This window comes from Priestia sp. 179-F W1.4 NHS (assembly GCF_045369295.1).
In the GTDB taxonomy this organism is placed as follows: Bacteria; Bacillota; Bacilli; order Bacillales; family Bacillaceae_H; genus Priestia; species Priestia zanthoxyli.
The window spans coordinates 572,257-597,003 of record NZ_JBIQFF010000002.1 but is presented as its reverse complement, the minus strand read 5'-3'; the positions used below and the strand labels follow the sequence as shown (position 1 = coordinate 597,003).

The 24,747-nt window shown below is 39.6% G+C and carries 26 protein-coding genes; 17 read left to right on the top strand and 9 right to left on the bottom strand.

Features of this window, described 5'->3' with window-relative positions:
* Nucleotides 1-168: 168 nt before the first annotated feature.
* The 7 genes from ACH0CI_RS13540 to ACH0CI_RS13510 all read left to right on the top strand — a co-directional run bounded on the left by ACH0CI_RS13540 (nucleotide 169) and on the right by ACH0CI_RS13510 (nucleotide 7,226).
* Nucleotides 169-1,146 carry a carbohydrate kinase family protein gene (locus tag ACH0CI_RS13540; protein ID WP_406901602.1) on the top strand — a complete coding sequence of 326 codons (978 nt, stop codon included), beginning with the start codon at nucleotides 169-171 and terminating at the stop codon, nucleotides 1,144-1,146.
* A 408-nt stretch (nucleotides 1,147-1,554) separates the two neighbouring features.
* Nucleotides 1,555-2,418 carry a GRP family sugar transporter gene (locus tag ACH0CI_RS13535; RefSeq protein WP_014461163.1) on the top strand — a complete coding sequence of 288 codons (864 nt, stop codon included), beginning with the start codon at nucleotides 1,555-1,557 and terminating at the stop codon, nucleotides 2,416-2,418.
* A 274-nt stretch (nucleotides 2,419-2,692) separates the two neighbouring features.
* Complete coding sequence (locus tag ACH0CI_RS13530) at nucleotides 2,693-3,151, top strand: VOC family protein (protein ID WP_406901601.1); 459 nt, start codon at nucleotides 2,693-2,695, stop codon at nucleotides 3,149-3,151.
* Nucleotides 3,152-3,553: 402 nt separating this feature from the next.
* Nucleotides 3,554-4,687: a DUF2087 domain-containing protein gene (locus ACH0CI_RS13525; protein WP_406901600.1), complete on the top strand. Its 1,134-nt coding sequence runs from the start codon at nucleotides 3,554-3,556 to the stop codon at nucleotides 4,685-4,687.
* A 62-nt stretch (nucleotides 4,688-4,749) separates the two neighbouring features.
* The gene (locus tag ACH0CI_RS13520) at nucleotides 4,750-6,072 is read left to right on the top strand and encodes an MATE family efflux transporter (protein ID WP_205689713.1); all 1,323 of its coding nucleotides are present in this window, start codon (nucleotides 4,750-4,752) and stop codon (nucleotides 6,070-6,072) included.
* A gap of 111 nt (nucleotides 6,073-6,183) precedes the next feature.
* Nucleotides 6,184-6,828: a cupin domain-containing protein gene (locus tag ACH0CI_RS13515; RefSeq protein WP_406901599.1), complete on the top strand. Its 645-nt coding sequence runs from the start codon at nucleotides 6,184-6,186 to the stop codon at nucleotides 6,826-6,828.
* A 125-nt stretch (nucleotides 6,829-6,953) separates the two neighbouring features.
* Nucleotides 6,954-7,226: a hypothetical protein gene (locus tag ACH0CI_RS13510; protein ID WP_406901598.1), complete on the top strand. Its 273-nt coding sequence runs from the start codon at nucleotides 6,954-6,956 to the stop codon at nucleotides 7,224-7,226.
* Here ACH0CI_RS13510 and ACH0CI_RS13505 read toward each other — a convergent pair.
* Entirely contained in the window at nucleotides 7,177-8,007 is an 831-nt protein-coding gene (locus ACH0CI_RS13505) for an LCP family glycopolymer transferase (RefSeq protein ID WP_406901597.1), read from the bottom strand. The two genes, ACH0CI_RS13510 and ACH0CI_RS13505, sit on opposite strands and share 50 nt — an antisense overlap.
* Nucleotides 8,008-8,084: 77 nt before the next feature.
* Nucleotides 8,085-8,456, bottom strand: coding sequence for a PilZ domain-containing protein (locus ACH0CI_RS13500; protein WP_013055873.1), 372 nt, complete (start codon nucleotides 8,454-8,456; stop codon nucleotides 8,085-8,087).
* A 609-nt stretch (nucleotides 8,457-9,065) separates the two neighbouring features.
* On the opposite strand from ACH0CI_RS13500, the gene corA reads away from it, so the two are divergent.
* Nucleotides 9,066-10,037 (top strand): magnesium/cobalt transporter CorA, encoded by a 972-nt coding sequence (corA, locus tag ACH0CI_RS13495; protein WP_013055874.1) that lies wholly within the window; start codon nucleotides 9,066-9,068, stop codon nucleotides 10,035-10,037.
* 43 nt (nucleotides 10,038-10,080) lie between these two features.
* On the opposite strand, the gene ACH0CI_RS13490 is transcribed toward corA, so the two are convergent.
* Complete coding sequence (locus tag ACH0CI_RS13490) at nucleotides 10,081-13,272, bottom strand: S8 family peptidase (RefSeq protein WP_406901596.1); 3,192 nt, start codon at nucleotides 13,270-13,272, stop codon at nucleotides 10,081-10,083.
* A 454-nt stretch (nucleotides 13,273-13,726) separates the two neighbouring features.
* On the opposite strand from ACH0CI_RS13490, the gene ACH0CI_RS13485 reads away from it, so the two are divergent.
* The 3 genes from ACH0CI_RS13485 to ACH0CI_RS13475 all read left to right on the top strand — a co-directional run bounded on the left by ACH0CI_RS13485 (nucleotide 13,727) and on the right by ACH0CI_RS13475 (nucleotide 15,118).
* Nucleotides 13,727-14,236: an SUKH-4 family immunity protein gene (locus ACH0CI_RS13485; protein WP_223546654.1), complete on the top strand. Its 510-nt coding sequence runs from the start codon at nucleotides 13,727-13,729 to the stop codon at nucleotides 14,234-14,236.
* A gap of 143 nt (nucleotides 14,237-14,379) precedes the next feature.
* Nucleotides 14,380-14,658: a YesK family protein gene (locus ACH0CI_RS13480; RefSeq protein WP_049163483.1), complete on the top strand. Its 279-nt coding sequence runs from the start codon at nucleotides 14,380-14,382 to the stop codon at nucleotides 14,656-14,658.
* A 1-nt stretch (nucleotide 14,659) separates the two neighbouring features.
* Nucleotides 14,660-15,118: a GNAT family N-acetyltransferase gene (locus tag ACH0CI_RS13475; protein ID WP_047751447.1), complete on the top strand. Its 459-nt coding sequence runs from the start codon at nucleotides 14,660-14,662 to the stop codon at nucleotides 15,116-15,118.
* Nucleotides 15,119-15,194: 76 nt separating this feature from the next.
* Here ACH0CI_RS13475 and ACH0CI_RS13470 read toward each other — a convergent pair whose 3' ends face one another.
* Nucleotides 15,195-15,374: a hypothetical protein gene (locus ACH0CI_RS13470; RefSeq protein ID WP_406901595.1), complete on the bottom strand. Its 180-nt coding sequence runs from the start codon at nucleotides 15,372-15,374 to the stop codon at nucleotides 15,195-15,197.
* Between the two features lie 241 nt (nucleotides 15,375-15,615).
* Here ACH0CI_RS13470 and ACH0CI_RS13465 point away from each other — a divergent pair, with 241 nt between their 5' ends.
* Nucleotides 15,616-16,101: a hypothetical protein gene (locus tag ACH0CI_RS13465; RefSeq protein WP_050688262.1), complete on the top strand. Its 486-nt coding sequence runs from the start codon at nucleotides 15,616-15,618 to the stop codon at nucleotides 16,099-16,101.
* A gap of 216 nt (nucleotides 16,102-16,317) precedes the next feature.
* Here the strand turns inward: ACH0CI_RS13465 and ACH0CI_RS13460 are convergent, their stop codons facing one another.
* Genes ACH0CI_RS13460 through nagA form a run of 4 tightly spaced genes read right to left on the bottom strand, consistent with a single transcriptional unit; the run spans nucleotide 16,318 to nucleotide 19,768 of the window.
* The gene (locus ACH0CI_RS13460) at nucleotides 16,318-17,043 is read right to left on the bottom strand and encodes an SIS domain-containing protein (RefSeq protein WP_154973324.1); all 726 of its coding nucleotides are present in this window, start codon (nucleotides 17,041-17,043) and stop codon (nucleotides 16,318-16,320) included.
* Nucleotides 17,044-17,060: 17 nt separating this feature from the next.
* Entirely contained in the window at nucleotides 17,061-17,786 is a 726-nt protein-coding gene (locus tag ACH0CI_RS13455; protein ID WP_028414225.1) for a GntR family transcriptional regulator, read from the bottom strand.
* A gap of 57 nt (nucleotides 17,787-17,843) precedes the next feature.
* Nucleotides 17,844-18,581 (bottom strand): glucosamine-6-phosphate deaminase, encoded by a 738-nt coding sequence (nagB, locus tag ACH0CI_RS13450; protein WP_033578330.1) that lies wholly within the window; start codon nucleotides 18,579-18,581, stop codon nucleotides 17,844-17,846.
* A 2-nt stretch (nucleotides 18,582-18,583) separates the two neighbouring features.
* Nucleotides 18,584-19,768 carry an N-acetylglucosamine-6-phosphate deacetylase gene (gene nagA / locus ACH0CI_RS13445; protein ID WP_335706877.1) on the bottom strand — a complete coding sequence of 395 codons (1,185 nt, stop codon included), beginning with the start codon at nucleotides 19,766-19,768 and terminating at the stop codon, nucleotides 18,584-18,586.
* Between the two features lie 327 nt (nucleotides 19,769-20,095).
* Here nagA and nagE point away from each other — a divergent pair, with 327 nt between their 5' ends.
* From nagE to ACH0CI_RS13420, 5 genes are all read left to right on the top strand, one after another.
* Nucleotides 20,096-21,973 (top strand): N-acetylglucosamine-specific PTS transporter subunit IIBC, encoded by a 1,878-nt coding sequence (gene nagE, locus ACH0CI_RS13440; protein ID WP_406901592.1) that lies wholly within the window; start codon nucleotides 20,096-20,098, stop codon nucleotides 21,971-21,973.
* A gap of 117 nt (nucleotides 21,974-22,090) precedes the next feature.
* Entirely contained in the window at nucleotides 22,091-22,279 is a 189-nt protein-coding gene (locus ACH0CI_RS13435; protein ID WP_251626041.1) for a hypothetical protein, read from the top strand.
* A 146-nt stretch (nucleotides 22,280-22,425) separates the two neighbouring features.
* The gene (locus ACH0CI_RS13430) at nucleotides 22,426-23,145 is read left to right on the top strand and encodes a DUF554 domain-containing protein (RefSeq protein ID WP_406901780.1); all 720 of its coding nucleotides are present in this window, start codon (nucleotides 22,426-22,428) and stop codon (nucleotides 23,143-23,145) included.
* Nucleotides 23,146-23,244: 99 nt separating this feature from the next.
* Nucleotides 23,245-23,649 carry a VOC family protein gene (locus ACH0CI_RS13425; RefSeq protein ID WP_406901590.1) on the top strand — a complete coding sequence of 135 codons (405 nt, stop codon included), beginning with the start codon at nucleotides 23,245-23,247 and terminating at the stop codon, nucleotides 23,647-23,649.
* A 79-nt stretch (nucleotides 23,650-23,728) separates the two neighbouring features.
* Nucleotides 23,729-24,046, top strand: coding sequence for a hypothetical protein (locus tag ACH0CI_RS13420; RefSeq protein WP_016763330.1), 318 nt, complete (start codon nucleotides 23,729-23,731; stop codon nucleotides 24,044-24,046).
* Nucleotides 24,047-24,089: 43 nt separating this feature from the next.
* Here ACH0CI_RS13420 and ACH0CI_RS13415 read toward each other — a convergent pair whose 3' ends face one another.
* Nucleotides 24,090-24,407 carry an iron-sulfur cluster biosynthesis family protein gene (locus tag ACH0CI_RS13415; RefSeq protein ID WP_028414219.1) on the bottom strand — a complete coding sequence of 106 codons (318 nt, stop codon included), beginning with the start codon at nucleotides 24,405-24,407 and terminating at the stop codon, nucleotides 24,090-24,092.
* Between the last annotated feature and the right edge of the window lie 340 nt (nucleotides 24,408-24,747).

The following is a 24,747-nucleotide window of genomic DNA, read 5'->3' as shown; positions in this document are numbered from 1 at the left end:
GTTTAATGAATAAAAGATTGTGAGAAAAAAACGATAATTTGCGATTTTTTTAAAATAAATTGGAAATTTCTCTTTACGAAAAAGATGTTTGGGACGTATAATTTGATTTAAGGATTTTTTGGAACATAGTATGACAATATGACAAAATAGAAAAGTAAGGTGAATAGAATGGGTAAGTTATTTAGTATCGGTGAAGTATTAATTGATATGATTCCAGCTCAAAAGGGTCTTCAATTGAAAGAAGTGGAATCGTTTACGCGTGTGCCAGGCGGAGCGCCGGCAAACGTTGCAGCAGTTGTTGCTACATACGGTAATGAGTCAGCGCTTATTACAAAAGTTGGAGAAGATGCGTTTGGAGACTTTCTAGTAGACACGCTTCGTGAAGTAGGAGTAGGTACTGATATGGTCTATCGTACAGAAGAAGCAAACACAGCTTTAGCTTTCGTTTCACTGCGTGAAGACGGAGAAAGAGATTTCAGCTTCTATCGTAATCCTTCAGCAGATTTATTGCTAACAGAAGAAGAAATTAACCCTGATTGGTTTGCAAGCAACGATCTTCTTCATTTCTGTTCGGTTGATTTAGTTGAAAGTCCTATGAAATACGCTCATATGAAAGCGATTAAAAGCATGAAAGAAAAAGGCGGAGTTATCAGCTTTGATCCAAATGTACGTCTTCCGCTGTGGAAAGACCATGAGCTATGCCGTCAAACGATTTTAGAATTTATCCCTCAAGCGCACATTGTCAAAATTTCTGACGACGAGCTAGCGTTTATCACAGGCATTGAAGATGAACAGCAAGCGATTCAGTCTCTATTTACAGGTGACGTTCAAGTAGTTGTGTTCACAAAAGGTGCAGAAGGCGCAACGCTTTATACAAAAGAAGCTGTTTATGAATCAAACGGTTACAAAGTAGCGGTTGTTGATACAACAGGTGCAGGAGATGCGTTTATTGGCGGATTCCTTTATCAGCTATTAAGCCGAGATGTGTCACAAGAAAACTTAACGGCTATTCTTGACCGTGACCACGATGCTATTTTGCGCTTTGCAAATGCAAGCGGTGCCTTAACGACAACTGGAAAAGGTGCAATCAGCTCAATTCCAGCCAAAGAAGTAGTAGAGCAATTTTGTAAGCCTGTAGCTAACTAAAATGAAAAGGCTTTATCTCTTCTTATTTTCAATCAGCAGAGGCGTCTGTTTCTGCTGATTGCAGATCACATAAGAGGAAAAAGCAGGCTGCGGAGTAAGAAGAAAAAAATTTTTTCTGTTTTTAAAAAATAATCAAAAAAATTTCTAGCTAAATAATAAATGTTCGTGTTAGTATAATACGAGCAGTAAGAAATAGAAGTTTTACCAACATTTATGAAAACGTTATATATTTATCGATGTAGAACATTTAATAGGATTAAAGAGCGATCCTATTAAATGTTCTAGACCTTTGGGGGAATATTCGAGGGAGTATGAGTGCTTGGTCCTTAGCCCTTGATGAGAGAAAAGCAGCAGGTCGTTACATACGATGTACATAGATTAGAAATAGGAAAGTAGGTTAAGAGAAAGATGGATATTTTGCTAGGTGTTCTTCCTTCCGTTGCGTGGGGAAGCATGATTTTAGTTAGTATGAAGATGGGCGGTGGACCTTACAGTCAAACGCTTGGAACAATTATTGGAGCTTTGATCCTTTCATTTGTTCAGTTTATGATTGTTCAGCCGGTGTTAACGCCAACGCTTGTTATTGTTGGGATTGTTTCAGGTTTGTTCTGGTCAGTAGGTCAAAGCAATCAGTTTAAAAGTGTTCCATACCTTGGGGTTTCAAAATCAATGCCGATTTCAACGGGTATGCAATTAGTATCAACAGCTCTTTTTGGTGTTATTGTATTTAAAGAATGGTCAACGCTTCAAACGATTGTACTTGGATCTATTGCGATTCTTTTAATACTAGCAGGCGTTGTGCTTTCTTCATTAGACGGTAAAAAAGAAGGAGCACAAGGGACTCCAGGACAAACGAAAAAAGGAGTTATCACTCTTATCATTTCAAGTCTTGGATTCTTAGTTTACGTAGTTATCGCACGTATCTTTAACGTAGACGCATGGGCAGCACTATTCCCGCAAGCAATCGGTATGTTAATTGGCGGTTTAATCATTACATACAAACATAAGCCATTTAACAAATATACGATTCGTAATATCTTACCAGGTCTAATCTGGGCATCTGGAAATATGTTCTTATTCTTATCTCAATCAAGACTAGGCGTAGCAACAAGCTTTTCATTATCGCAAATGGGTATTGTTATTTCTATCTTTGGCGGTATTGTATTCTTGGGAGAAAAGAAAACAAAGCGTCAATTGTTTTATGTATCTCTTGCGAGTGTACTGATTATTTCAGGCGGTATCTGCATAGGCCTCGCAAAAGCCCACGCTTAATATATCGATGTAGAAAAACCCTCATGGCTAGAGTGCAGCCATGGGGGTTTTTCTAGACCTAAGGTTTTGAGGCACCCCTTGCGGGGTAGCCTCAAAACTTTAGTTAAAGTCAAATTCAAAGTCAAAGTCAAATCCATAGTGCTCTTGGAGATTTCCAAGCTGTACGTTTGTGTGAGTGTTTCTCGTTCTTAAGTATGATTGTTTTTCATTCTTTGTTAGGAAGCTGTTTGGTGTGAAATGGCTTATAGTAGTAGGAAAGGATGGGGGAGAGGCTATGATTAAGAGTATTTATGAGACGCATGTACAGGTTCGGAGTTTGGAGGATTCGATTGAGTTTTATAGACATCTTGGGCTGACGTTTGTTCATAAAATTGAAGAGAGGCGCTGTGCTTTTTTCTTTGTTGGGGAACAAAAGCAGATGCTTGGGCTTTGGGAAACAGACGAAAAAGAGCTGAAAAGAAGTCATTTTGCTTTTGGAATTGAAGCAGCAGATATTCATGAAGCGTTAACGTGGCTGCGTTCAAAAGGCATTGAGCCGGAAGAAACGTCGTTTGGAAAGCCGCAGACAGAGCCAATTGTTCATACGTGGATGCCGGCGGCTTGCGTGTACTTTAATGACCCTGACGGTAACAGCTTGGAGTTAATTACGCTTTTGAATGACGAGCCCGTTGTATCTAAGGATTTTCCGTATTTAAGTGAATGGAATAAAGAGACAGGGACGAAATTATTTTAGCCCAAGTGAAAAACGAACCACTGATCAACGTGTTTGATTAGCGGTTCGTTTTTTTTAGTTATGGTAAACGTAGGTTTCATATGTGTAGGTCTTTCTAGCAGTTAATTGGAGGGCAAGGCGAAGACTCCTGCGGGAAAAGCGGAACAGGTGAGATCCCGCGAGCGAAAGCGACGAGGAGGCTCACCGGCCGCCCGCGGAAAGTGAAGCCTTGCATGGAAATTGACTGCGGTGTCATAAGCGATCTATATGAGCTCGTGTATCCCGTTTGTTCGTCTTTAGATTGGAGTCATTTCGTTATGTCTTCATCTTTTTATGTATCATAAACGTAGAATTGACATATTTATAAACATATAATATATTTGTTTATAAATTAATAAACAAAATAGAAAGGTGTCTATTTAAATGGTAAACGACTTGTTTTGGGAATCATCTTTTGAAGATATGAAGAAAGGGTACGGGGAAAGCGAAGATCACTACCACTGCTTACTGTGCGGTGAAAGTATTGAAAAAGGCATTATTTATCCCGTGGAAGGTGTTTTTTATGAAGCAAAACGCTATATGAAGCTTCATATTGAACAGCAGCACGGATCTGTATTTCATCATTTAATAGGGCTAGATAAAGAGGTAACCGGTCTTTCTGATCATCAAAAAAATTTAGTGAAGTTTTTTAAAGAAGGAAAAAGCGATAGTGATATTCAAAAAGAAATGGGAATTGGCAGTTCATCCACCATTCGGAATCACCGCTTTACGTTAAAGAAAAAAGAGCGTCAGGCAAAAGTGTTTTTAACGCTGATGGAACTGTTAAATGAAGGGGAAGAAGAGAAGGCGGTACCCGTAACAAATACTGCGACTAGAAGAAGTCAGCGCTACAGCGTCAGTGATGAAGAGCGTGAAAAGATTTTAGAGAAGAATTTTCCTCAAGGTTTAAACGGACCGCTTCGTACTTTTCATTTGCAAGAAAAACACCGTCTTGTTGTTCTTGAAGAATTAAGCGGGCATTTTGAGTTTGGCGCAACGTATACCGAAAAAGAAGTAAATGATAGGTTAACACCTTTTTATGACGATTATGCGGTGCTGCGACGCTATTTAATTGAGTACGGTTTCTTAGAGCGCAGCGCAGACGGAAGCAGCTACTGGAGAAAAGGAGAGACAGAGATGAGTACTGATTCGAAAGACTACAAAAAACAAATGAAGCAGCTAGCGAAAGAAGTAAAAACAGAAGGCGGCGTGTATCAAATTAAAAACCTTCAAAACGATAAGATTTACATTGGCTCTACGCCTAATATCAAAACGTTAAACGGCGTAAAGTTCACGTTAAAGACGAACACTCATCAAAATAAAGAGCTTCAAGATGAGTGGAATACGTATGGTGCGGATGCTTTTTCAATTGAGATGCTGGAAACGATTAAAAGAGAAGAAGAAAAAGCACTTTCAAAAAAGGATTTGCTAAAACTAGAAGCGAAATGGTTAGAGAAGCTGCAGCCTTACGGCGAAAAAGGCTATCATTCGCCCAAAGCTGATACAAAGGAGAAATAGGTGTGAAGAATCAAGATGTGAAAAGTGAAGTAGTGGAATCAGAAAAATCCGTCAGTAAGCTGATGCTTGTGTTTTTGATTCCGCTCATGTTAAGTAATGCCATGCAGTCCGTTGGGCAGCTGGCGGGGAGTATTATTGTCGGAAGAGCGCTTGGAGTTGATGCGTTAGCCGCTATTTCCGCGTTTTTTCCTCTGTTTTTTCTGCTCGTGTCGTTTTCGATTGGAATTGGGTCAGGAAGTTCCATTTTAATCGGGCAAGCGTACGGGGCACAAAATGAAAAACGAGTGAAAGAAATTATCGGTACCACGCTCACGTTTACCTTTTTAGTCGGAATTGTGCTTGCTGTTTTGGGAAGCATATTTGCTCCGGAGATTCTTCGGATTATGGGAACGCCGGCTAATATTATTGATGTAACGGTTCACTATGCGCGCATTTTGTTTGTGGCGATTCCTGTTTTGTTTTTATACTTTGTTTATACGACGTTTATGCGCGGAACCGGAGACTCTAAAACGCCTTTTTACTTTTTAGTTGTGAGTACGGTCTTAAACCTCATTTTTCTTCCAATTTTAATTTTTGGATGGATCGGAGTGCCGAAGCTTGGTGTGTACGGCGCTGCGTACGCAACCGTGTTTTCAACCGTATTAACGTTCATTATTATGATCATTTATTTACGCAAGAAAAATCATCCGCTAAAGTTTGACTCATCTATTTCATTAAAAATGGACGGAACGCTGTTAAAGCTGCTTATGCGTTTAGGAATTCCCGCGAGTATCAATATGATTTTAGTTTCTCTTTCTGAAATTGCGGTTATTACGTTCGTAAACGGATTTGGCTCAGACGCTACAGCGGCCTACGGAGCGGTGAACCAAGTAGCAAGCTATGTACAAATGCCGGCAATCAGCTTAGGAATTGCGGTTTCTATTTTTGCCGCGCAGTCGATTGGTGCCAATAAATTTGAGCGTTTAAAAGAAGTGATTCGCTCTGGAATTATGCTGAATTACGTTATTGGCAGCGTATTGATTTTACTTATTTATCTCTTTTCCAATCAAATTTTAGCGCTGTTTTTAACTAGTCAGCATACGCTCCATATTGCCGAAGAGCTGTTAGTGATAACGCTTTGGAGCTATTTGATTTTCGGCCATGCGCAAATTATTACCGCTACGATGCGAGCAAGCGGTACGGTGCTTTGGCCTACGGTATTTAGCATTATGGCTATTTGGTGTGTGGAAGTGCCCGTAGCCTACGTGTTATCGCAGTTTACGTCTCTTGAAATCAAAGGGATTTGGATTGGATATCCAGCGGCGTTTGTGGTCAGCTTAATCCTGCAGTACAGCTATTATCAATTTGTATGGAAGAAAAAGAAAATTGAACGCCTTGTCGGATAAAAAAACGAGTGGAAACGCTCGTTTTTTATTTTTCCTAATTAAAACACCCTTAGCTAAGAGTTTTAATAGGATAGTGCATATAACTTTTTAATGAAAAGAGGGTATGACACTATGAGTAAATCTGGATTTGTGCCGGATAATTCAAATATTAAAAAAAGCTCAGGAACGCCTAATTTGTCAGTGAACTATAAGCAAAACGTCCTGTTCAAACGAAACGACCAAAATATAGCGTATCAACTAACCTCAACTCAGCTTCCTGCCATGCTTGGAGGAGCGTTTGTTGATTTATATATGACCAAAGGGCATATGAGAGAACCGCACTGGCATCCAAACGCGTGGGAATTAGATGTCGTTGTTTCAGGTGAAGTGCAGGTATCTATTTTAGACCCTGATACAAGTAGCATGCACAATTACCGAATAAAAGAAGGCGAAGTTGTGTTTATACCGATGGGCTGGTGGCATTGGATTGAACCCTTATCGGAAGAAGCGCATCTTCATCTCTTTTTTAACAATGATCAATTTGAGTCTACAGAAGGATCCGACGTGCTGCGCTTAACGCCGCCTATTGTGTTTCAGAAAGCGTATGGAGTAAGTGCAAGTGAAGTGGCAGAAGCCGTCGCTCCGATTACCGATACCCTTGTGATTGGACCGCCTAATAATCATTCTTTTTATCAAAAGAGCTATCTCAAAGATGAACGGGATGAACAAATTGTGGTTAAAATAAATGAAAAAGTAGTGCTTGCTGAAGATAAGTAGCAAAAAAAGAGGCTGGGATAAAAGTCTTTTAGGCGAAGTGAAAAACGAACCATGAATCTTTAATTCACGGTTCGTTTTCCTGTTATAGTGAACGTAGATTTCATTTGTTTCATTCCTTCTAGCAGTTGATTGGAGGGCAAGGCGAAGACTCCTGCGGGAAAAGCGGAACAGATGAGACCCCGCAGGAGCGCAAGCGACGAGGAGGCTCAGCGGCCGTCCGCGGAAAGCGCAGTCTTGCACGGAAATCAACTGCGGTGTCACAAGCAGTTCAGCTTATGTATCTCCTTTGGTCGTCTTTAGATTGGTTTCATTTTGTTATGTCCCAGCCTCTTTTTCGTGAAGCGTTTTTTATAAAAACAGCTCGCTGCGTTCTAAGTGCTTATACAGCCGCATTGTGACTTGTTTTTGATTCCATTCGTTTTGCGGAAACTGCTGCTTGTCTACGTGAGCAACGGCCGGCTTGTAGGTTTTTTGAATCCGTTTGATATCATTAAAGGTTGCGTTGGTTTCAATGTGATCAGCCAGCGTAAATACAAGAGAATGCAGCTTTGCAACGTTGGGTACCGTAGCTGCTTGACTGAAAATGGCTTTTGCTACGGACAGCTGCCTTTCATGCGCCGTAAAGACGTCCTGTTCATTACGCTCCTTTAAAAAAACAAGCGCTTCTTTTCCGTTAAGGCGAATCGATCCTTTTGGAAAAACAATATTGCTGTGTTCAAAAGCACGTTTGTTTGTGACGATAATGCCGCCTAATTTATCTACAGCATTGACGACTGCCTGCTGATCCATTTTGACATAATAATCAACAGGAAGCTTTGCATATGCTTCGACTTTCTTTACAACAGCATTCATATTTCCTTGATGATAAAGGGTTCGCAGCGTTTCATTGCCGAGCTGAGTTGACCCTGGCAAGTGGGTCATTTTTATTGATTCATGCTGCTTATTAACAGTCATATATACAAATGACGTATTTTGATGGTTTTCTTGAATTAAAAGCAGGGAAAACGGTTGTCCTTTTTTTAAATTGACGTGTGTTTTGTTACCATGCTCAAGCGGTACATACGTTTGATCAACGGCAGCTTTCACCGTATGATAGCCTGCAAACGTGATGCTGACAAAACTGACGAGTAAAAACAGTACGAGACCGCCAATCCACTCTTTTTTTTCTTTACTGCTCATCGTCTCACCTTTTTTCTATCGAAGTCGTTCGTAGTATTGCCATCTTAAAAGGGGAGTAAAACAACTGAGCGCTATTTTTATTGCGTATCTCGTTTTTTCTTGGCGTAGGTTTTGAGTTCTGTAATTAAAATTGCTTGTTCTTCCACATCGTTAAATGCTTCAATGCCATAAAGGTATTCGGTATGCCGTTTTTCTTTCCACACACAAAGTCCGGTAATATGGATGGGTTTTTCATTTAAATAAAAGCTGATTTTTAGCTGAATTTGATGGTTGAAAATAGGTAAATCAAGCGGCGTAATTATTTTGATTCCTTTTGGTGAAAGGTCGATAACAGACAAAGGACCTGGCTTAGAATCGATTTCTTTGTTGTCGTATTTAGCAATGGAAAACGTTCCAACAATGGGAGTCTCGAATAAAAAGCGAAACGGTTCTTCACGTTTAAAATGCATGTATCATCAGTCCTTTTCGTAATCTAAGTTTGTTAAGTAAGTATTCGATGAAAGTCTAAAAATTCCTACACGTTTTTCCCCATCACCCATATAATGTTTATCGATGTAGAATATCTACCATGGTCACAAACCGGCCATGGTAGATATTCTAGACCTAATCGTAGGTCACCCCCCTTGCGGGGTTGGTGGCCTACGATTAGGTGAACCTTTGTGGGAGGATTCGAGAGGTCTGGGAGAGCGCATACCGTTTGCAAGTACTGTTGCATTATTAAATAGCGGGTATATTAGTAAGGCATTCTTAAGAATTATAATAACTGCTTTTATAGTATCGGAAGTTTTGTTTAAAACTTTAAATAGAGAGGAAAAGGTTTTGAAAAAAGCGCTACGCTAGAGTTGGATTGTATGTTAAAATTAAACTTTGTGAAGTAGCTGTATTACAAGTCAGCGTTCCTTCAACTAATTAGGAGGTGAGATGAATGGGCACTGATGACCCCATTTCGATGAAGGTTACTGCAAAACAAGATAGGGGCAACAAAGGTGTATGTGTTCCTCTCATTTCAACGAAGGAAAATACTCCTTAATGCCTCAATGATGTGAGGTGAAAAATCAATGATTAAAACATACTTATATGATGATGAAACAAAAGAAATGGTAACGAATCTTGATTTAGGAGACGTGCATGAAAAATTGCGCAATCCTGATAATTTGCTGTGGATTGATCTGTATGATGTCCACGGACAAGAGCTTGCTCAAATTGCTAAATTATTCGATTTTCACCCATTGGCGATTGAAGACTGCTTACACGACAGTCCTCGCGCTAAAATGGATGATTACGAAGACTATAAATTTTTCGTTTTTCACGCGCTTCGCTATAACGAAGAAAGTGATGACGAGATTACGACGCTTGAGTTAAATGCCTTTGTCGGATCAAATTACGTAGTGACGATTCATAAACATAAAATGGGCTGGCTTCGCAAAATGGATGCTGTGTGCTCACGCTATCCAAAGTTTATGAACCGCGGCGCCGACTTTTTACTATATGCTTTGATTGATGGCATCACGGACGAATACTTTCCGATTTTAGACCGTATTGACATGCGTATTGATGAATTAGAAGATGAAATTTACAACAAAGAAGTCCGCGGAGTGACGGAAGAGTTCTTAGCCTTAAAAAGAACCATTATCTTAATCCGTCGCGTTATTCTGCCTCAGCGCCGAATTTTCTTAACGGTTAATGGAAAGTGGAAATTCGATATACGAGAAGAAAATGTTCCTTTCTACATTGACTTGCTTGACCACTTAGAGCGTATTGTAGACTCTGCTGAAACATTTAGAGACCTCGTAAACAGTGCGCTTGATACGTATTATTCTATTACCAATGCAACTTCATCTGAAAAGCTGAATGTCTTAACGTTAATTTCAACGATTATGCTTCCGCTAACGTTCGTAACCGGATTTTTTGGAATGAACGTACCGATTCCATATCAAAATTCCCACTGGGCTACTGCTGTTATTATTGTTATGTTAATTGTGTTAACGTGGGGAATGTGGAAATACTTTAAAAACAAACAGCTGTTATAACAAAAAAGGCACTTGGCTATAAGCCAAGTGCCTTTTTCTTTCTTTATTTTGTCACCGTTTTTGTTGTTGCTTTACTCGTATTGTTCGCTTTGTCTTTTGCCGTTACGCTTAAAACTGTTTTTTCTTTTTGTTTTTTAATTTTTACTGAGTATTGTCCTTTGCTGTTAGCAGCAGCAGAGCCGATGCTTTTTTTGTTTACAGTTACCGTTACGGTAGCATTTGCTTCTGCTTTACCCGTTACAGCCGTGCTTTTTGTTGTGACAGCATTTACGCTTGGTGCAGCAGGGGGAGTTCTATCGCTCACTTTTACAGTCGTAGCTTTACTTGTGTTGTTAGCTGCGTCTGCTGCTGTTACGCTGATTGCTGTACCCGCTTTTTGTTTTTTAATCGTTATGCTGTACTGACCTTTTGCGTTAGCTTTTGCTTTGCCGATTTCTTTGTTGTTCACTTTGGCTACAACAGATGCATTTGCTTCTGTTGTTCCTTTAATAGCTGTATCCGCGTCGCTGACTGGATTCACTTTAGGTGCATTTGGAGCAATAACGTCACGCACCGTTACTTTTACTTCTTCACTTTCTTGTTTTTGGCTGTTTGTAGCCGTGATGTACAAGACTGTGTTTTCTTTTTGTTTTGGAATTTTCACTTTGAACGCGCCTTTTGCATCAGCTTTTGCTGAAGCAATCACTTTCTTAGCGCTGTTTTTAACATTTACCGTAAAATTCGCTTTAGACGTTCCTGTTACATACTCATCTTTATTCGTCACGGCTTTTACCGCTGGTTTGGCAGGTGCTTTTTGAACAACTGCACGAATACTTGTGCTTGCTTTTCCGTTTGTGACAACCACTTGTAAAACGGTATCAGCTTTTTGAGCTGGAATGTTCACAGAGAACGTATTTTTTGCATCAGCTTTGGCAGTGCCAAGTGTTTTTGAGCCGTTCATCACTTTAACAGTTGAACCGCTTTGAGCTTTACCTGTAACCATTTTTTGCGTGCTGACAAATGTATTTACCTGCGCTTGCAGCTGCTGTGCACTTACCGCGCTGTACGCATTTAAACGTCCCCATCCTGATACGTAATCGTAGCCTGGAGCAGGAGGTTCTGCTGGACTTTCTTCATCATCGTATACAGGAGCATCTTTCTCGTCAAACTTAATATCTTTAGCTGTGTCCGTTAGGCGTTTTTCAACGTCTTTTGGCTTTAAGCCTGGGTTTTGGGACAGTAATAATCCCGCAACGGCTGCCACGTGAGGTGTTGCCATTGATGTTCCGCTTAAGTAAGTAACGTTTCCGTCTGGAACAAGACTTGGAATATCAGAGCCTGGAGCTGTAATATCTAATCCTTTTCCATAGTTTGAGTAGTCAGATACGATATCTAAACGGTTTGATGCGCCTACTGAAATCGCATAGGCAGATGAAGCAGGGTAAGAGAGTTCTTCCATACCGTCGTTTCCGCTTGCTGCTACAACCGTTACGTTATGGTCGTATGCATATTTTAATGAATATTCAAGCACGCGGCTGTAAGATCCGCCAAGGCTTAAGTTAATAACTTTTGCACCGTGATCAACCGCGTATTTAATACCGTACGCAATTTGTTCTGTATCTCCGCTTCCAGATGCGTCTAGAATTTTAACCGGTAAAATTTTCGCGTGAGAATTAATGCCGGCCATTGAATAGTTATTGTTTGCAGAGGCTGCGATAATACCTGCTACGTGAGTTCCGTGTCCGTTGTCATCAGTTGCATTTGACGAACGATCCACGTAGTTATAGCCTTTTTTTGTATCCACCACGCCTTTTAAATCAGCTAGTGATGAATCGACACCCGTATCGGCAACGGCAATAACCGTATCTTTTAACTTTTGCCCGTTTAGTAATTTTTCAAGCGATTCATATTGAATATCGGCATGTTGCGTACCGTCATTTTTACCCGTGTTATTTAATGACCATTGATACGGATATTGTGAATCCATTGAAAGAGCGTGGTACTCTTGGACCGGCTCGATAAATTCAGTTTCAGGAAGTGCCTGAATTTGTTTTGCGGTCATTTTACCTTGAGCAGATGACGTGCTGAAGCTTTTTCCATTGCTGTCATCTAATTGAATAACAAACATATTATCAAAAGAAGCAGCTGATTGTTTTAATGGATTAATAGATTCAATGCTTGCTGATTTTGCCTGTGCTTTTGTTTTAAATGACTTTGCATTTGCACCATCTTTTAATTTAACAATATAGCGAGTTTCCGCTTTTGTTGAAACGCTGTTTGCGCTGACTAATTTAGCTCTTACTAATACAGACGATACGTTTAAGTCCGTTACGTCTTTTAATTTTGTCTGTGCTGCTACTTTTTCTAAATCTTTCTTTAAAGCAGCCGGAACGGATTTATAAGCGATGCTGTATAAATCATTGATTGCTTTTTGATCAGCACTTGTAATCATATATGTGCTTGATGCGCCGTTTTTCGCTACATCTGTAAATAGACCCTTTAGCTGAACTAAATCTTTGTATACTTGTTCGCGCATCGATTTATCGATGATCATTTTAGAGCTGATAAACGGAGCGGCTTTGTAGTAAAGAGAAGAAAGGTCTTTTCCGCTTGCTGTTTTTGAAAGCACAGCGTCACGAATCGTACGCAAATCTTTTAAAATACCTTTTCCGTTTTCTTTTTGGCTTGTACTTAATTCAGCCGGGCATTCTTCTGCCTCCATTTGAGAAGGAGGAAGTGAAGCGCCTTCATAGCTGATTGTGTAAGGAACTTCTGTTTTTAATTCCGGTTGAGGTTCAGAAGGTTTTTTTCCATCTTCTTCTGTATCGTCTTCGATGATGATATCTTCATCTCCGTAATATTCAACCTTTACATAATAAGGACCTGTCCAAGCGATTGGAAAATCTAGCTGAGCAGGCTCATCTTTGTAAGAGTATCCCATATAACGGTCAAATGCCACGTTGTTTTTGGCATCTTCAAGACTAGAGTAAATCGTGATATTTACTTCATCATCACTTTGAAGCTTAATTCGGTAGTGTGAAAACTTTGCTACCTCTTGCTTAGAAGGATTAATTTTGTACCAATGTGTTTGTTCTGGTTCTGTAAATGTTCCTTTTGCTACTTTACCAATGCTTAATGTTTTTTCATTAGCAGGAGGATTGCCTGCCGCTTGTGTTTTCAGTAAGCCTAATTGGCTAAAACACAAGGTGAACATTAAAGCAAAAGCAATAAAACGATAAATTGACCCTTTTTTCATGTTAAACCTCCAAAAAAATATAGTAAAAAACAGGAATTACATACCTATTAAACCATAAAGTTTAAAAACTTGTAAATAATTACTGTTGCTTATTTTAGTATTTTGTCAAGTTATTAATCTGGCATAAAAAATGGTGAGATAAGTCCTAGTTGCAAAAAGTAGAAAAAATTGGAATAATAAAGATTGAGCCTATTTATAAGAGGCGAAAGTACGCTGAAAAGGGAAGAAGGGAATGAGAATTATTTTTAAAAGCAGAATCTGTTGGAGAAAATCTGATCGGTTTCTTTTTACCTGTGTTTATAAAGAGGAAATCGGGCTATATAAATAAAGATTGGAAAAATTTTCAGTCTAATTAAGTTCATTTGTAGCATATAATACGAGCTGGATTTCTTTTATAATAAACAAAAGCAAAGAAAGAGCAAATGGTGAAAAGGAGTGAAAGAAGTTGTCAAATGTGATGCAACGACAGGAAAAACGAATGAAGTTTGATGCCGAACAGCTTGCACCCCTTGATATTGATAAAGAGACAAAGAAGTTGCTAACAGAAAAAGGATTGCCCAAAGAAGCTTCACCATTTCTAGAGTTCGTTTCATCCAAAGGAAAGCTAACAACATTATGCGAAACATTTGAGTTATCATCTCGCTACCAGCACTATTGGTTTTTAGGAACAACTGGCGCTGGAGATCCAATTTGTCTTCATCAAAAAAACGGTTCGGTTGTGCTGCTCGATACGTCCAACGATGACTGCGAGCGTTTCGTGAATACAACTTTTCCGCAGTTTTTAGCATGCTTAGATGTGTTTGAAGAGCTAGTAGAAGAAACGATTCAAGCAAACGGAGAATCTGCATACTTAGAGCGACACATTCCTGCTGAGGTACTGCAGCGATGCAAAAAACGTATGAATGAAATTGATGAAGCTTGCTTAGCCCCTTATTCTTTTTGGTTCAAAGAACTTTCTTTTTAATAATATAGTAGAAAAATAGACATGGCCGTTTTGGTCATGTCTATTTAGTTGTGGCTGCAGGGCTATTAATATAGATAGAATAAATAAAAATGATAGTATATAATGGATATAAATTCCTTTTTTGAAGAGGGAGGAGAGTGTAAATGATTTCTTTATTTGGATTAATGGGTGCTTTCTTCGTGCTGCTTTTTGGTGCGTCGCATTTCTTCTATAGAAGAAACTCGCCCGTGCAGTACGGAATTTCACTTAGCAGCATGCTAATAAGCATATTTCTATTTCTATATAGCATATTTGGAGTTGGCGGCTTTGAAGGAATGGGTCTTGGTGCTTTAGCGGCTGCTTTGTTCTTGGCGTCGGTTCTGAGCTTGTTCGTCAGCGTTCTTTTTAATATCATAAATGGACGAGGGAAAGGTGCTGTGTGAAATGGGAGAAATAACCTTTAGAGAAGCAGTGCGAGAAGATTTGGATCAAATTGTTGAAATGCTTGCGGATGATATGCTCGGAAGCAAACGAGAACGCTACGAATTACCGCTTCCAGACTGTTATGTGCAAGCATTTCAGGCAATTGATGCGGATCCAAACAATGAACTGATTGTCGCATGTAAAGATAGTAAAGTAATAGGTGTTCAACAAATAACCTTTACGCCCCACATTGCAAGACAAGGCGGGTGGAGAGCCACGATTGAAGGAGTTCGAACCGCTTCGTCACAGCGCGGAAAAGGGGTTGGCTATCAGCTGATTACATGGGCGATTGAACGAGCGAAAGAACGTAATTGTCAGTTGATACAATTAACAACGGACAAGGAACGATCGGAGGCTTTGCGTTTCTATCAAAAGCTTGGATTCACAGCTTCTCATGAAGGATTAAAGCTCCATTTGTAATTCGCTGTTAATGATTATGAACATAAAATAATGAGTACGATAGAAAGAGAAGAGGTTGAGACACAACGAAATTAAATCAATCTAAAGACGAACAAATGGGATACATGAGCTGAACCGCTTGTGACACCGCAGTTGATTTCCGTGCAAGACTTCGCTTTCCGCGGGCGGACGCCGAGCCTCCTCGTCGCATACGCTCCTGCGGGGTCTCACCTGTTCCGCTTTTCCCGCAGGAGTCTTCGTCTTGCCCTCCAATCAACTGCTAGAAGAACGAAACAAATGAAAATTATGTCTACTATAATAAAAAAAGGAATCACTAATCGAACACGTTGATTAATGGTTCCTTTTTCACTTCAGCTAAACTACTTTTGTTCCAGCCTCTTTTTGTAATATGCACAATAAAACTTATATAAAGCTTCGGCAGGGGTTTACATGTAAAATTTATAGGTATGGTAAACTATTCGAAATTGTATCGGCACGAAAAAGAAAGGAGGAGTTCTATGGATACACGCGAGCTCTTTTATTATATTTATCAAAAGAGTGTCACAGCAGAAAAACATTATTTACCATGGGCACTTTCTATGCTGGAGCACGAACAGGATTCTTTATCTCTTTCTATTTTAGCTTCTCTCCAACCACCTTATAATCTCTTTGAAATAGAAGATTATTTTCAGCGTACTTTAAAAGAGCTTTCCTTATTGAAACCGAGTGAACAGGAATGTACAGATTACCTGATTTATACGCGGCTTCAAACGATTGTGCAGCATGAAGAGAGAGCGCTAACAGAAGCCAATCACTTATACAACATGTTCATTGAACTTGACTGTCCGACCAAGTTAGTAGGTTGGCTTGAAATTAGTGATATGATAGATGACTATCAGTACGGAGACAATTATTTTAACATTACGGATGAAATCATACATACGACAATTATGAAAGAAGCTAAAAGCCAGCTAGAACATTACCGTAAAAAAATCTTCAAATGAATGCCCTACGAAATTTCTTATAACTTATTTGACACCTAAGGTATAAAAGAGTATACTTATGTTAAACATAGTAATTATGTCGGATAAGTAGGTTATGGTGCTGTGAACAAGACTTCTACTGATAAAGAGGAGATCTAGTCCAAAACGTACAGTCCGACTTTGATGAGATGCTTTCAAGCATCTTTTTTTTGTGCAAAAAAACAGCCGCAGGGGCTGTTATAGGGCAGTAATTCTTCCTTTGTAAGCATCAATCAACCGCTGGTTATGTTCATCTGAACCTTCCATGTTTCCGCTTAAAAAGACAGGAGGCGTGATGCCGCGGCTGAGCAGTTTTTGTATGGCTTTAGATAGGACATCATTTAGAATAGCGCCTCCAATTACAGTAGAACCCGAAGCGAAAGAAATGTCTTGCTGATGAAGAAGAACGTCTCCTTTTGGAATATGATTACTAATAACAAGATCCACGACATCATGAAGGTATTTTCCGCTTTTATGTCGCGAAGCCCGGCTCGTGGCATAAGAAGGAGAGGTAAGCCCGATAACAAAGGCGCCTTTTTCTTTTGCAATCAAAGCTACATCAATCGGAACGGGATTTACGCCCGATGTAGAAATGACAATCATAATATCGCCTGGTACGATATCTTCTTTTTCCATAAAGGTGGAGGCATAGTCGTTTTTACGCTCTAGCTGTGAAGAGCGCGAAGCTCCTTTATGAAGCATCAGTTCTTCCACAAAAATAGGATGAATCGGTGCAAGCCCTCCAGAACGGTAAAACACTTCTTCCGTTAAAATATGAGAATGACCGCATCCAAATAAATGAATGAGGTGATGAGAAGCTAATTGCTGTGAGATTTTCTCGGCTGCGGATTCTATTGCCTGCTGTTCATGCGCCTCCACTTTAGCAAGCAGTTTTGTTAGTTCCTGTAGATATAAACTAGACATAAAAAAACTCCTTAGTTTTAAGATCGTGTCATGTTAATCGTAAACTTATAGCGGTCTGCTCGGTACGAAGATTTCACCACTTCAAGCGGCGTGCCGTCTTGCAAATACGTATTTCGTTGAATCAGTAGAACGGGTGAATATGAGTTGATTCCAAGATGCTTCACTTCGGTTTCAGAAGCTAAAATGGATTCTAACGTTTGATTGGCTTCGCCAATTTTCAGGCCCAACTCTTCTTCTATATAGCGGTAAAGAGAGTCGTTAACAATGGATTCTGTTAACCCTTTGACTAAGTTAGCGGATACATATACGCTTTCGAGCGCCATTGGCACGTCGTCAGCTAAACGAATACGCTTTATTTCATAAACAGGTGCATGAAGAGAAATGTGCAGCTGCTCGGCAATTTTTTCTGAAGCCGCAATGATTTCAAAGCTCAGCAATTTACTGCTTGGCACCATTCCGCGCGCTTTCATATCTTCTGTAAAACTCGTTAATCCAACGAGCTGCTGCTCCAGTTTTTTTTCAGATACAAAGGTGCCGCGGCCTTTTTGACGATATAAATAACCGTCGTTTACTAAATTGTTAATCGCTTGGCGAACGGTCATTCTGCTGATTTCAAATCGTTCTGCAAACTCTCGTTCAGAAGGAAGCGAATCATTTGGTTTTAACTCTCCGTTTTCAATTTGTTTTTTCAACTGTTCTTCAATTTGATAATAAATCGGAAGAGGTGAGCTTTTATCAATCACTTAAGTTCTCTCCTTTATGTAAACCTCCTCATCTAAAAAAGACGAGGAGGCTATAAATTAAACCGTAGTCGATACTTTAGCTAAAGCTTCTTGGTCCGCAATAATTGTAACACAGTGATGCTTCTTTAAAATAGAAGCAGGGAAGTCTTCTGTGATTTCTCCGTTAAGCAGCTGATACATCGCTTCTGCTTTGGCTTCCCCGGAGATAAGCAGTAAAATTTCTTTGCTTTTCATAATCGATTCAATTCCCATTGTAATAGCCTGAGTAGGCACTTCGTCAAGAGAATTAAAGTAGCGCGCATTGGCTTTTCGCGTTGACTCTTCTAACGTCACAATATGAGTAGGAGAGTTGAATGACGTACCAGGTTCGTTAAAGCCAATGTGTCCGTTTTGGCCGATTCCAAGAATCTGAAGGTCAATGCCTCCGTGATTTTGAATCATTTCATCGTAGCGGCGGCATTCTTCTTCAGGCGTATCAGCCAGCCCGTTAGGAACGTGCGTGTTGCTTACGTCAATATCAATGTGATTAAATAACGCATCTGCCATATAGTAGTGATAGCTGTTTGGATCTTGCGGCTTCATTCCCACATATTCATCTAAGTTAAAGGAAGTAACGTGTTTGTAAGACGTGCCGTGTTCTTTATGATCTTGAATTAAACGATCATATAATCCTTTCGGCGTGCCTCCCGTTGCAAGTCCCAGATTCATATTTGGCTTTTCATGAAGTTTGCTAATCAGCATATCAGCTGCTTTTGCACTCATTTCACTGTAGTTTTTTACTTGGATGATATTCATTGTTAGTCCTCCTTTTGAAAGCTCAATGTGCCTCGGCAAAATGTCATTTCAACATCTAAGTTTTCATTTAACACCACGATATCCGCATCTTTTCCAATTTTAAGGCTTCCTTTTGTATCAAACAGGTTAAGCTGTTTTGCTGGGTTTTCAGCGGTCATCTTTACGATGTCTTCTAATGAGCAGTTCGTAAAGCTCATCGTGTTTTTAATTGCATCGTTCATCTTTAAGATGCTTCCTGCTAATGTTCCATCTGCAAGGGTAGCCGTTGTGTCGTTTACGTGAACAGGCTGTCCTCCTAAATCATACGTACCGTTTTTTAGCCATTTGGCACGAAGAGAATCCGTGATAAGAATCATGCGTTCACTTGTAATTTGATCGTACGCAAGCTTGACCATTTCAGGTCGGCAGTGGATGCCGTCTGTAATCAGCTCTACAAATAATTCATCTCTCAAATAAGCGGCGCCTAATACGCCGGGCTCTCTATGGTGAAGACCGCGCATGCCGTTATATAAATGCGTAATATGAGAAGCTCCTGCTTCGATGGCTTCATCAACTTGATCATATGTGCTGTCAGAATGGCCAATAGAAGCGACAACGTTTGTTTCTTTTAAATAAGAAGTAAGAGATAAGCCGTTTGGCTGCTCGGGAGCTAACGTAACAAGTTTAATATGTCCTCCGGCTGCTTTTTGCCACTCTTGAAACAGTGCCACATTCGGATCTTGAATGTGAGTAGGAGGCTGCGCGCCCGCACGTTTCGGTGAAATAAACGGACCTTCTAAATGAATACCAACTACTTCAGCATCCGCATCTGTTTGCTCTTCGATATAAGCGCCTGCGTTGCGAAGTGCTTTTTCAACCGCTTCATTCGACTGCGTCATAGTAGTTGCTAAAAAGCTTGTTGTACCTTCTTTTGGAAGCGTGCGCGCCATTGTTTTTAATGCTTCTGCCGTACCGTCCATAGCGTCCGCATTGTTAACGCCATGAATATGCACGTCAATGGCACCAGGAATCACTTTATAGGAAGGAGAAAGTTCAATTACATGGTCTTGCGGCTGACGTACGTATTGATGGATCTCTCCGATTTCAGTAATTTTCTTGTTCGTTAGTTTAATATACCCGTTTTTTAATGTCTGATTTTCACTATAAACGGTTACATTATAAATAATGATGGATGAATGTGTATCCATACATACACTCCTTTGCTCGTTGTATTGATTTAAGTGTAACGCTTTTTGGAATAGTTGTCTAGACCAGCTGATTCTTTTTGTGAACTAGAAAGTTTTGTAAGGGCTTTTAACATTGACATAGAGAGGTTTTTAAAAAGAAAATTGGTATAGACAACTATATATTTTATGTGCTAGTATGAGTCCATGCAGTAAAACCGCCGTCATTTCAGCTGATTATGTAATCATAGGACAGGGATGAATGCGGTAACTTGTCATCCGATAAATATTGTTACGAAAATCCTTGCTCGTAACATCGGGTTAAATACGTTATACAAAGGGGATAGAAACATGCTGAATTTTTTACAACGTATTGGTAAATCGCTTATGCTGCCAATCGCAGTATTACCTGCTGCGGCATTGCTTCTTCGTTTGGGTCAAAAGGACTTATTAGATATTCCATTTATGGCTCAAGCCGGAGATGCGATTTTTGCGAATTTAGCACTACTGTTTGCACTCGGAATTGCTGTAGGGCTTTCAAAAGATGGAAGCGGCGCAGCAGCACTTGCCGGAGTCGTCGGTTATTTTGTGTTAACAAAAGGAACTGTAGCTATTGATAAAGATATTAATATGGGTGTACTCGGCGGGATCGTCTCGGGGGTAACGGCTGGTTTACTATACAATCGTTTCTCAGCGATTAAGCTGCCAGAGTGGCTCGGCTTCTTTGCAGGAAAGCGGTTTGTACCGATTATTACTTCAGTCGTTATGCTTGCGCTTGCAGGAATTTTCGGGGTTATTTGGCCGCCGATTCAAGATCAAATTAACAACTTAGGAACGTGGATTACAGGAGCAGGAGCGCTTGGCGCAGGTATATACGGATTTTTAAACCGTCTGTTGATTCCAATTGGACTGCATCACGTGTTAAACAGCTTAGTATGGTTTGTATTCGGAGACTATCACGGCGTAACGGGAGATTTGAATCGCTTCTTTAAAGGAGATCCAACGGCAGGAACGTTCATGTCTGGATTCTTCCCGGTTATGATGTTTGGTTTACCGGCAGCTGCGCTTGCGATGATTGCAGCAGCTAAAAAAGAAAAGCGCAAACAAGTCAGCGGTATGTTAATTGGACTTGCTGTTACATCTTTTTTAACAGGAATTACGGAACCAATTGAATTTCTATTTATGTTCGTAGCACCGCTATTATACGTTATTCATGCCGTTTTAACAGGAATATCGATGGCTTTAGCCGTTGCTCTTGGCATTCACGCTGGATTTGGATTTTCAGCAGGGGCCATTGATTTCTTCTTAAACTACGGAATTTCACAAAAACCGCTGCTGTTAGCGGGAATTGGAATTGTATATGCAGTCATTTATTTTGTCATTTTCTACACGCTGATCAAAGCATTAAATTTAAAAACACCGGGACGTGAAGATGATGAAGAAGTAGACACATCAAACGAAACGGTTGTAGCAACAGGCGATAAATATGTGGATATGGCATCGTATTTTATTGAAGATTTAGGCGGAAAAGAAAACTTAACCGTAATTGATAACTGTGCAACTCGTCTTCGCTTACAAGTAGCTGATGCTAGCCATATTAATGAAGCTGCCTTAAAGCGCCACGGAGCGAGAGGAATCATGAAGCTCAATAAAACAAATGTTCAAGTCATTGTCGGAACAGAAGTAGAGTTTGTTGCAGACGCAATGAATCAATTAGTTAAATACGGCACAGCGTCAACCGCTGCACCTGTTGAACAACAGGCTGTTCAAACAGATACACACATAGAGTTTGTGTTACCGTTTGAAGGCGTTGTAAAACCGCTTAGTGAAGTGGAAGATCAAGTGTTTTCACAAAAGATGATGGGCGACGGCTTTGCGATTGAACCGATTGAAGGAACGCTCGTATCACCGATTAACGGTGAAGTCATGACTGTGTTCCCAACAAAACATGCGATTGGCTTAAAAACAGTAGAAGGAATTGAAATCCTGATTCACGTTGGATTAGATACTGTGAATTTAAAAGGAGAAGGATTTCAAGCGCTTGTTCAAGAAGGTGACAGCGTTCAACAAGGAACACCTCTTTTACAGGTAGATTTAGAGTATGTTAAAAAGCATGCACCGTCTATTGTGACACCAGTTGTATTTACCAACTTGCCAGCGGATAAAGAAGTGAAGCTGTTAAAAACAGGCTACCAAAAGCAAGGTACAAAAGACGTTATTACATTTTAATAAAAAGAGGCTGGAACAAACCTGTTCTAGTTAAAAGAAGATCCGAACGATGAAGCGTTCGGATCTTTTTATTGTGATGGTGAACGTAGATTTAATCTATTTAGTTGCTTCTGGCTGTTGATTGGAGGGCAAGGCGAAGACTCCTGCGGGAAAAGCGGAACAGGTGAGACCCCGCAGGAGCGTAAGCGACGAGGAGGCTCAGCGCCCGCCCGCGGAAAGCGAAGCCTTGCACGGAAATCAACAGCGTTGTCGCAAGCAATCAGCTCATGTATCCTATTTGTTCGTTTTTATATGGGGGTAATCTAGTTACGTTTCAATCTCTTTTTTCTTTTCTTCATAATTGAAAGAATTTTATGTTAAAATTTAGTGTGTTTGATACAGCTAGTGCGGAGCAGAGAGGGAGTAGAACAAATGAAAAAAGAAGCGGCATTATTCATGGTAAAGGTGACGGCATGTTTATTATAGGAGCATTAGTCAATGGATTAGCAATTGTTGTAGGAACATTAATGGGCAAGCTTGCTCACCGCATTCCTGAAAAAGTAAGCGTGACGGTGATGCAAGTGATGGGTTTATCCGTTATCACGCTCGGTTTGCAAATGGGTTTTAAAAGTCATCAGTTTTTAATTGTAATTTTGAGCTTAGCCATTGGAGCGGTTATTGGTGAGTTCATTGATTTAGATGAAAAGCTAAACCTTTTAGGCAATATGATTGAACGGAAATTTCAATCACAGCAAAATGACAAGCAAACATTCAGTATGTCACAGGGCTTTGTAACAGGGACGTTAATTTTTGTTATTGGAGCGATGGCGATTGTCGGGGCATTAGACAGCGGAATACGCGGCGATCACAGCGTATTGTTTACAAAAGCGGTGATGGATGGGTTTATCTCATTATTATTAACGACTACGCTTGGAATAGGCGTCATTTTTTCAGCTGTGCCCGTGTTTCTATACGAAGGCATCATTGCGTTATTTGCCACGCAAATTAATACGATTGTGCCGCAAGATTTAATGAATAGTATCATTGCCGAAGTCACAGGAGTAGGCGGCGTGTTAATTTTAGCAATTGGAATTAATTTATTAGAAATTATTAAAATTAAAGTTGCTAATTTACTGCCTTCGATTTTAATTGCGGTTGTGATTGTAGTTGTACAGCATACATATTTTTTATGAAGAAAAAGCTTGTGAATAGTATTCGCAAGCTTTTCTGTATATATGAGCAAAACTTAAGGAAGTAGCAGGTATAAAGTGATACGTGGATAATGGTATAGAATGAATAGAAAAACAAAAAGGAGGGTAAAAATACCAAGTCCTGTTTTCAACAAAATGAATACGGTATTTATCCACGTATCCAATTTAAAGTCTTCAGTAAAATGGTATAGCGAGTTACTGAGTCAAGAATACAAGATGAGCGAGGTGAAGGACCCCGTTTATAATCTTAACATTGATGGAGAAACGGGGTTAACACTAGACGCGGGTCCTGAAGGAACAGAAAAACAAATAGCGGCTAGCCTCCATCCAATTTTTAATTTCCATACGGAAGATATTAAAGAAGCGTATGAATTTGTTAAAGGGATGGACTATACGATTGAGTCTCCGATTACTTCTTTTGATGATTTTTCGTTTTTTACGATAAAAGATCCGGATGGACATGTGGTCATGATATGCACAGGTTAAGTCGTTAGCTCCAGAAGTTTAAGGTATAGTATACTAATAAGAAAACCCTAATGAGATGAAGTAAGGAGAAATACTGCTTATGAAAGACAATCAACCGATTACAGCTCTTATTGCTGCACAAGTGGAGAAGTTAGCACGTCAATTTGGCTATGACTTTTTATCTGAAAAACAAGGGAATCAAACGCTTTGTCAAATTCTTCAGCGAGATGAAGACGGATCTATTTTGGCAACGCCGCTTAGTTTTCATTTACATATGAATGAAGACAAAGGAACGGGAGATATTATTTACTACCATGAACAAGGAGAATTTAAGCGTCAGCAAGTGAATGTCTATGAAGAAAATAGCCTTGTGAACGTGTTGTTATTTATCCAAGAGCGGTTGAAGGTCAATCGATAAAAGACATATGCAAGAAAAAAAGCAGGGAGCTCCCTGCTTTTTTCTATGAATTGATATAGCGTAGTCCTACGCGATTATTAAAAATTTGGTTGTGATTTTTGAAGATAAAAGCACCTGCCGCGTGATCGATCACCAGCTCATTGTCGTACACTTCTTCCATGTCATCGTCAACAATAAACTCTAAGTCTTCAACCGTTACAACTTTTTCATAGGGTTGAAGGCTGCGCTTTGAGATGATCTTCATTTCATAAATCGTATTAACAATATCGCAGCTCCCCCGATCAAAAGAAAGCTGAATCATTTGATTTTGTTCTACGTTCTGCAACGCTTCTTTTGCAGAAGGAGTGACGCGTATATTCATAAATGATATCCTCCTTTTTCTATCCTCAAATTAAATTGTGTGAAATGTATTTAGGAATACTTTATTCGATTTTTATGTCACAGGCAAGAAAAAAGCTTTCTCACTATTATTATTTCCCTTTCAAAACAGAACAAAACGCTGATGTTTTTATCATGTTTTCATAAAGACGTACATAGATATCACCTGTATGTGATGAAAGGAAAGAGGAAAAAACTGCGCTTTGTAATTCTTAGGTGTAAATACTTAATTATAGGAATATATTGTAAAAATACAAGAAGATAAGTCATTTACGTATTTTAATAGTTATTGAGATAGTTTTGAATAATTGGTTTTATTTTCA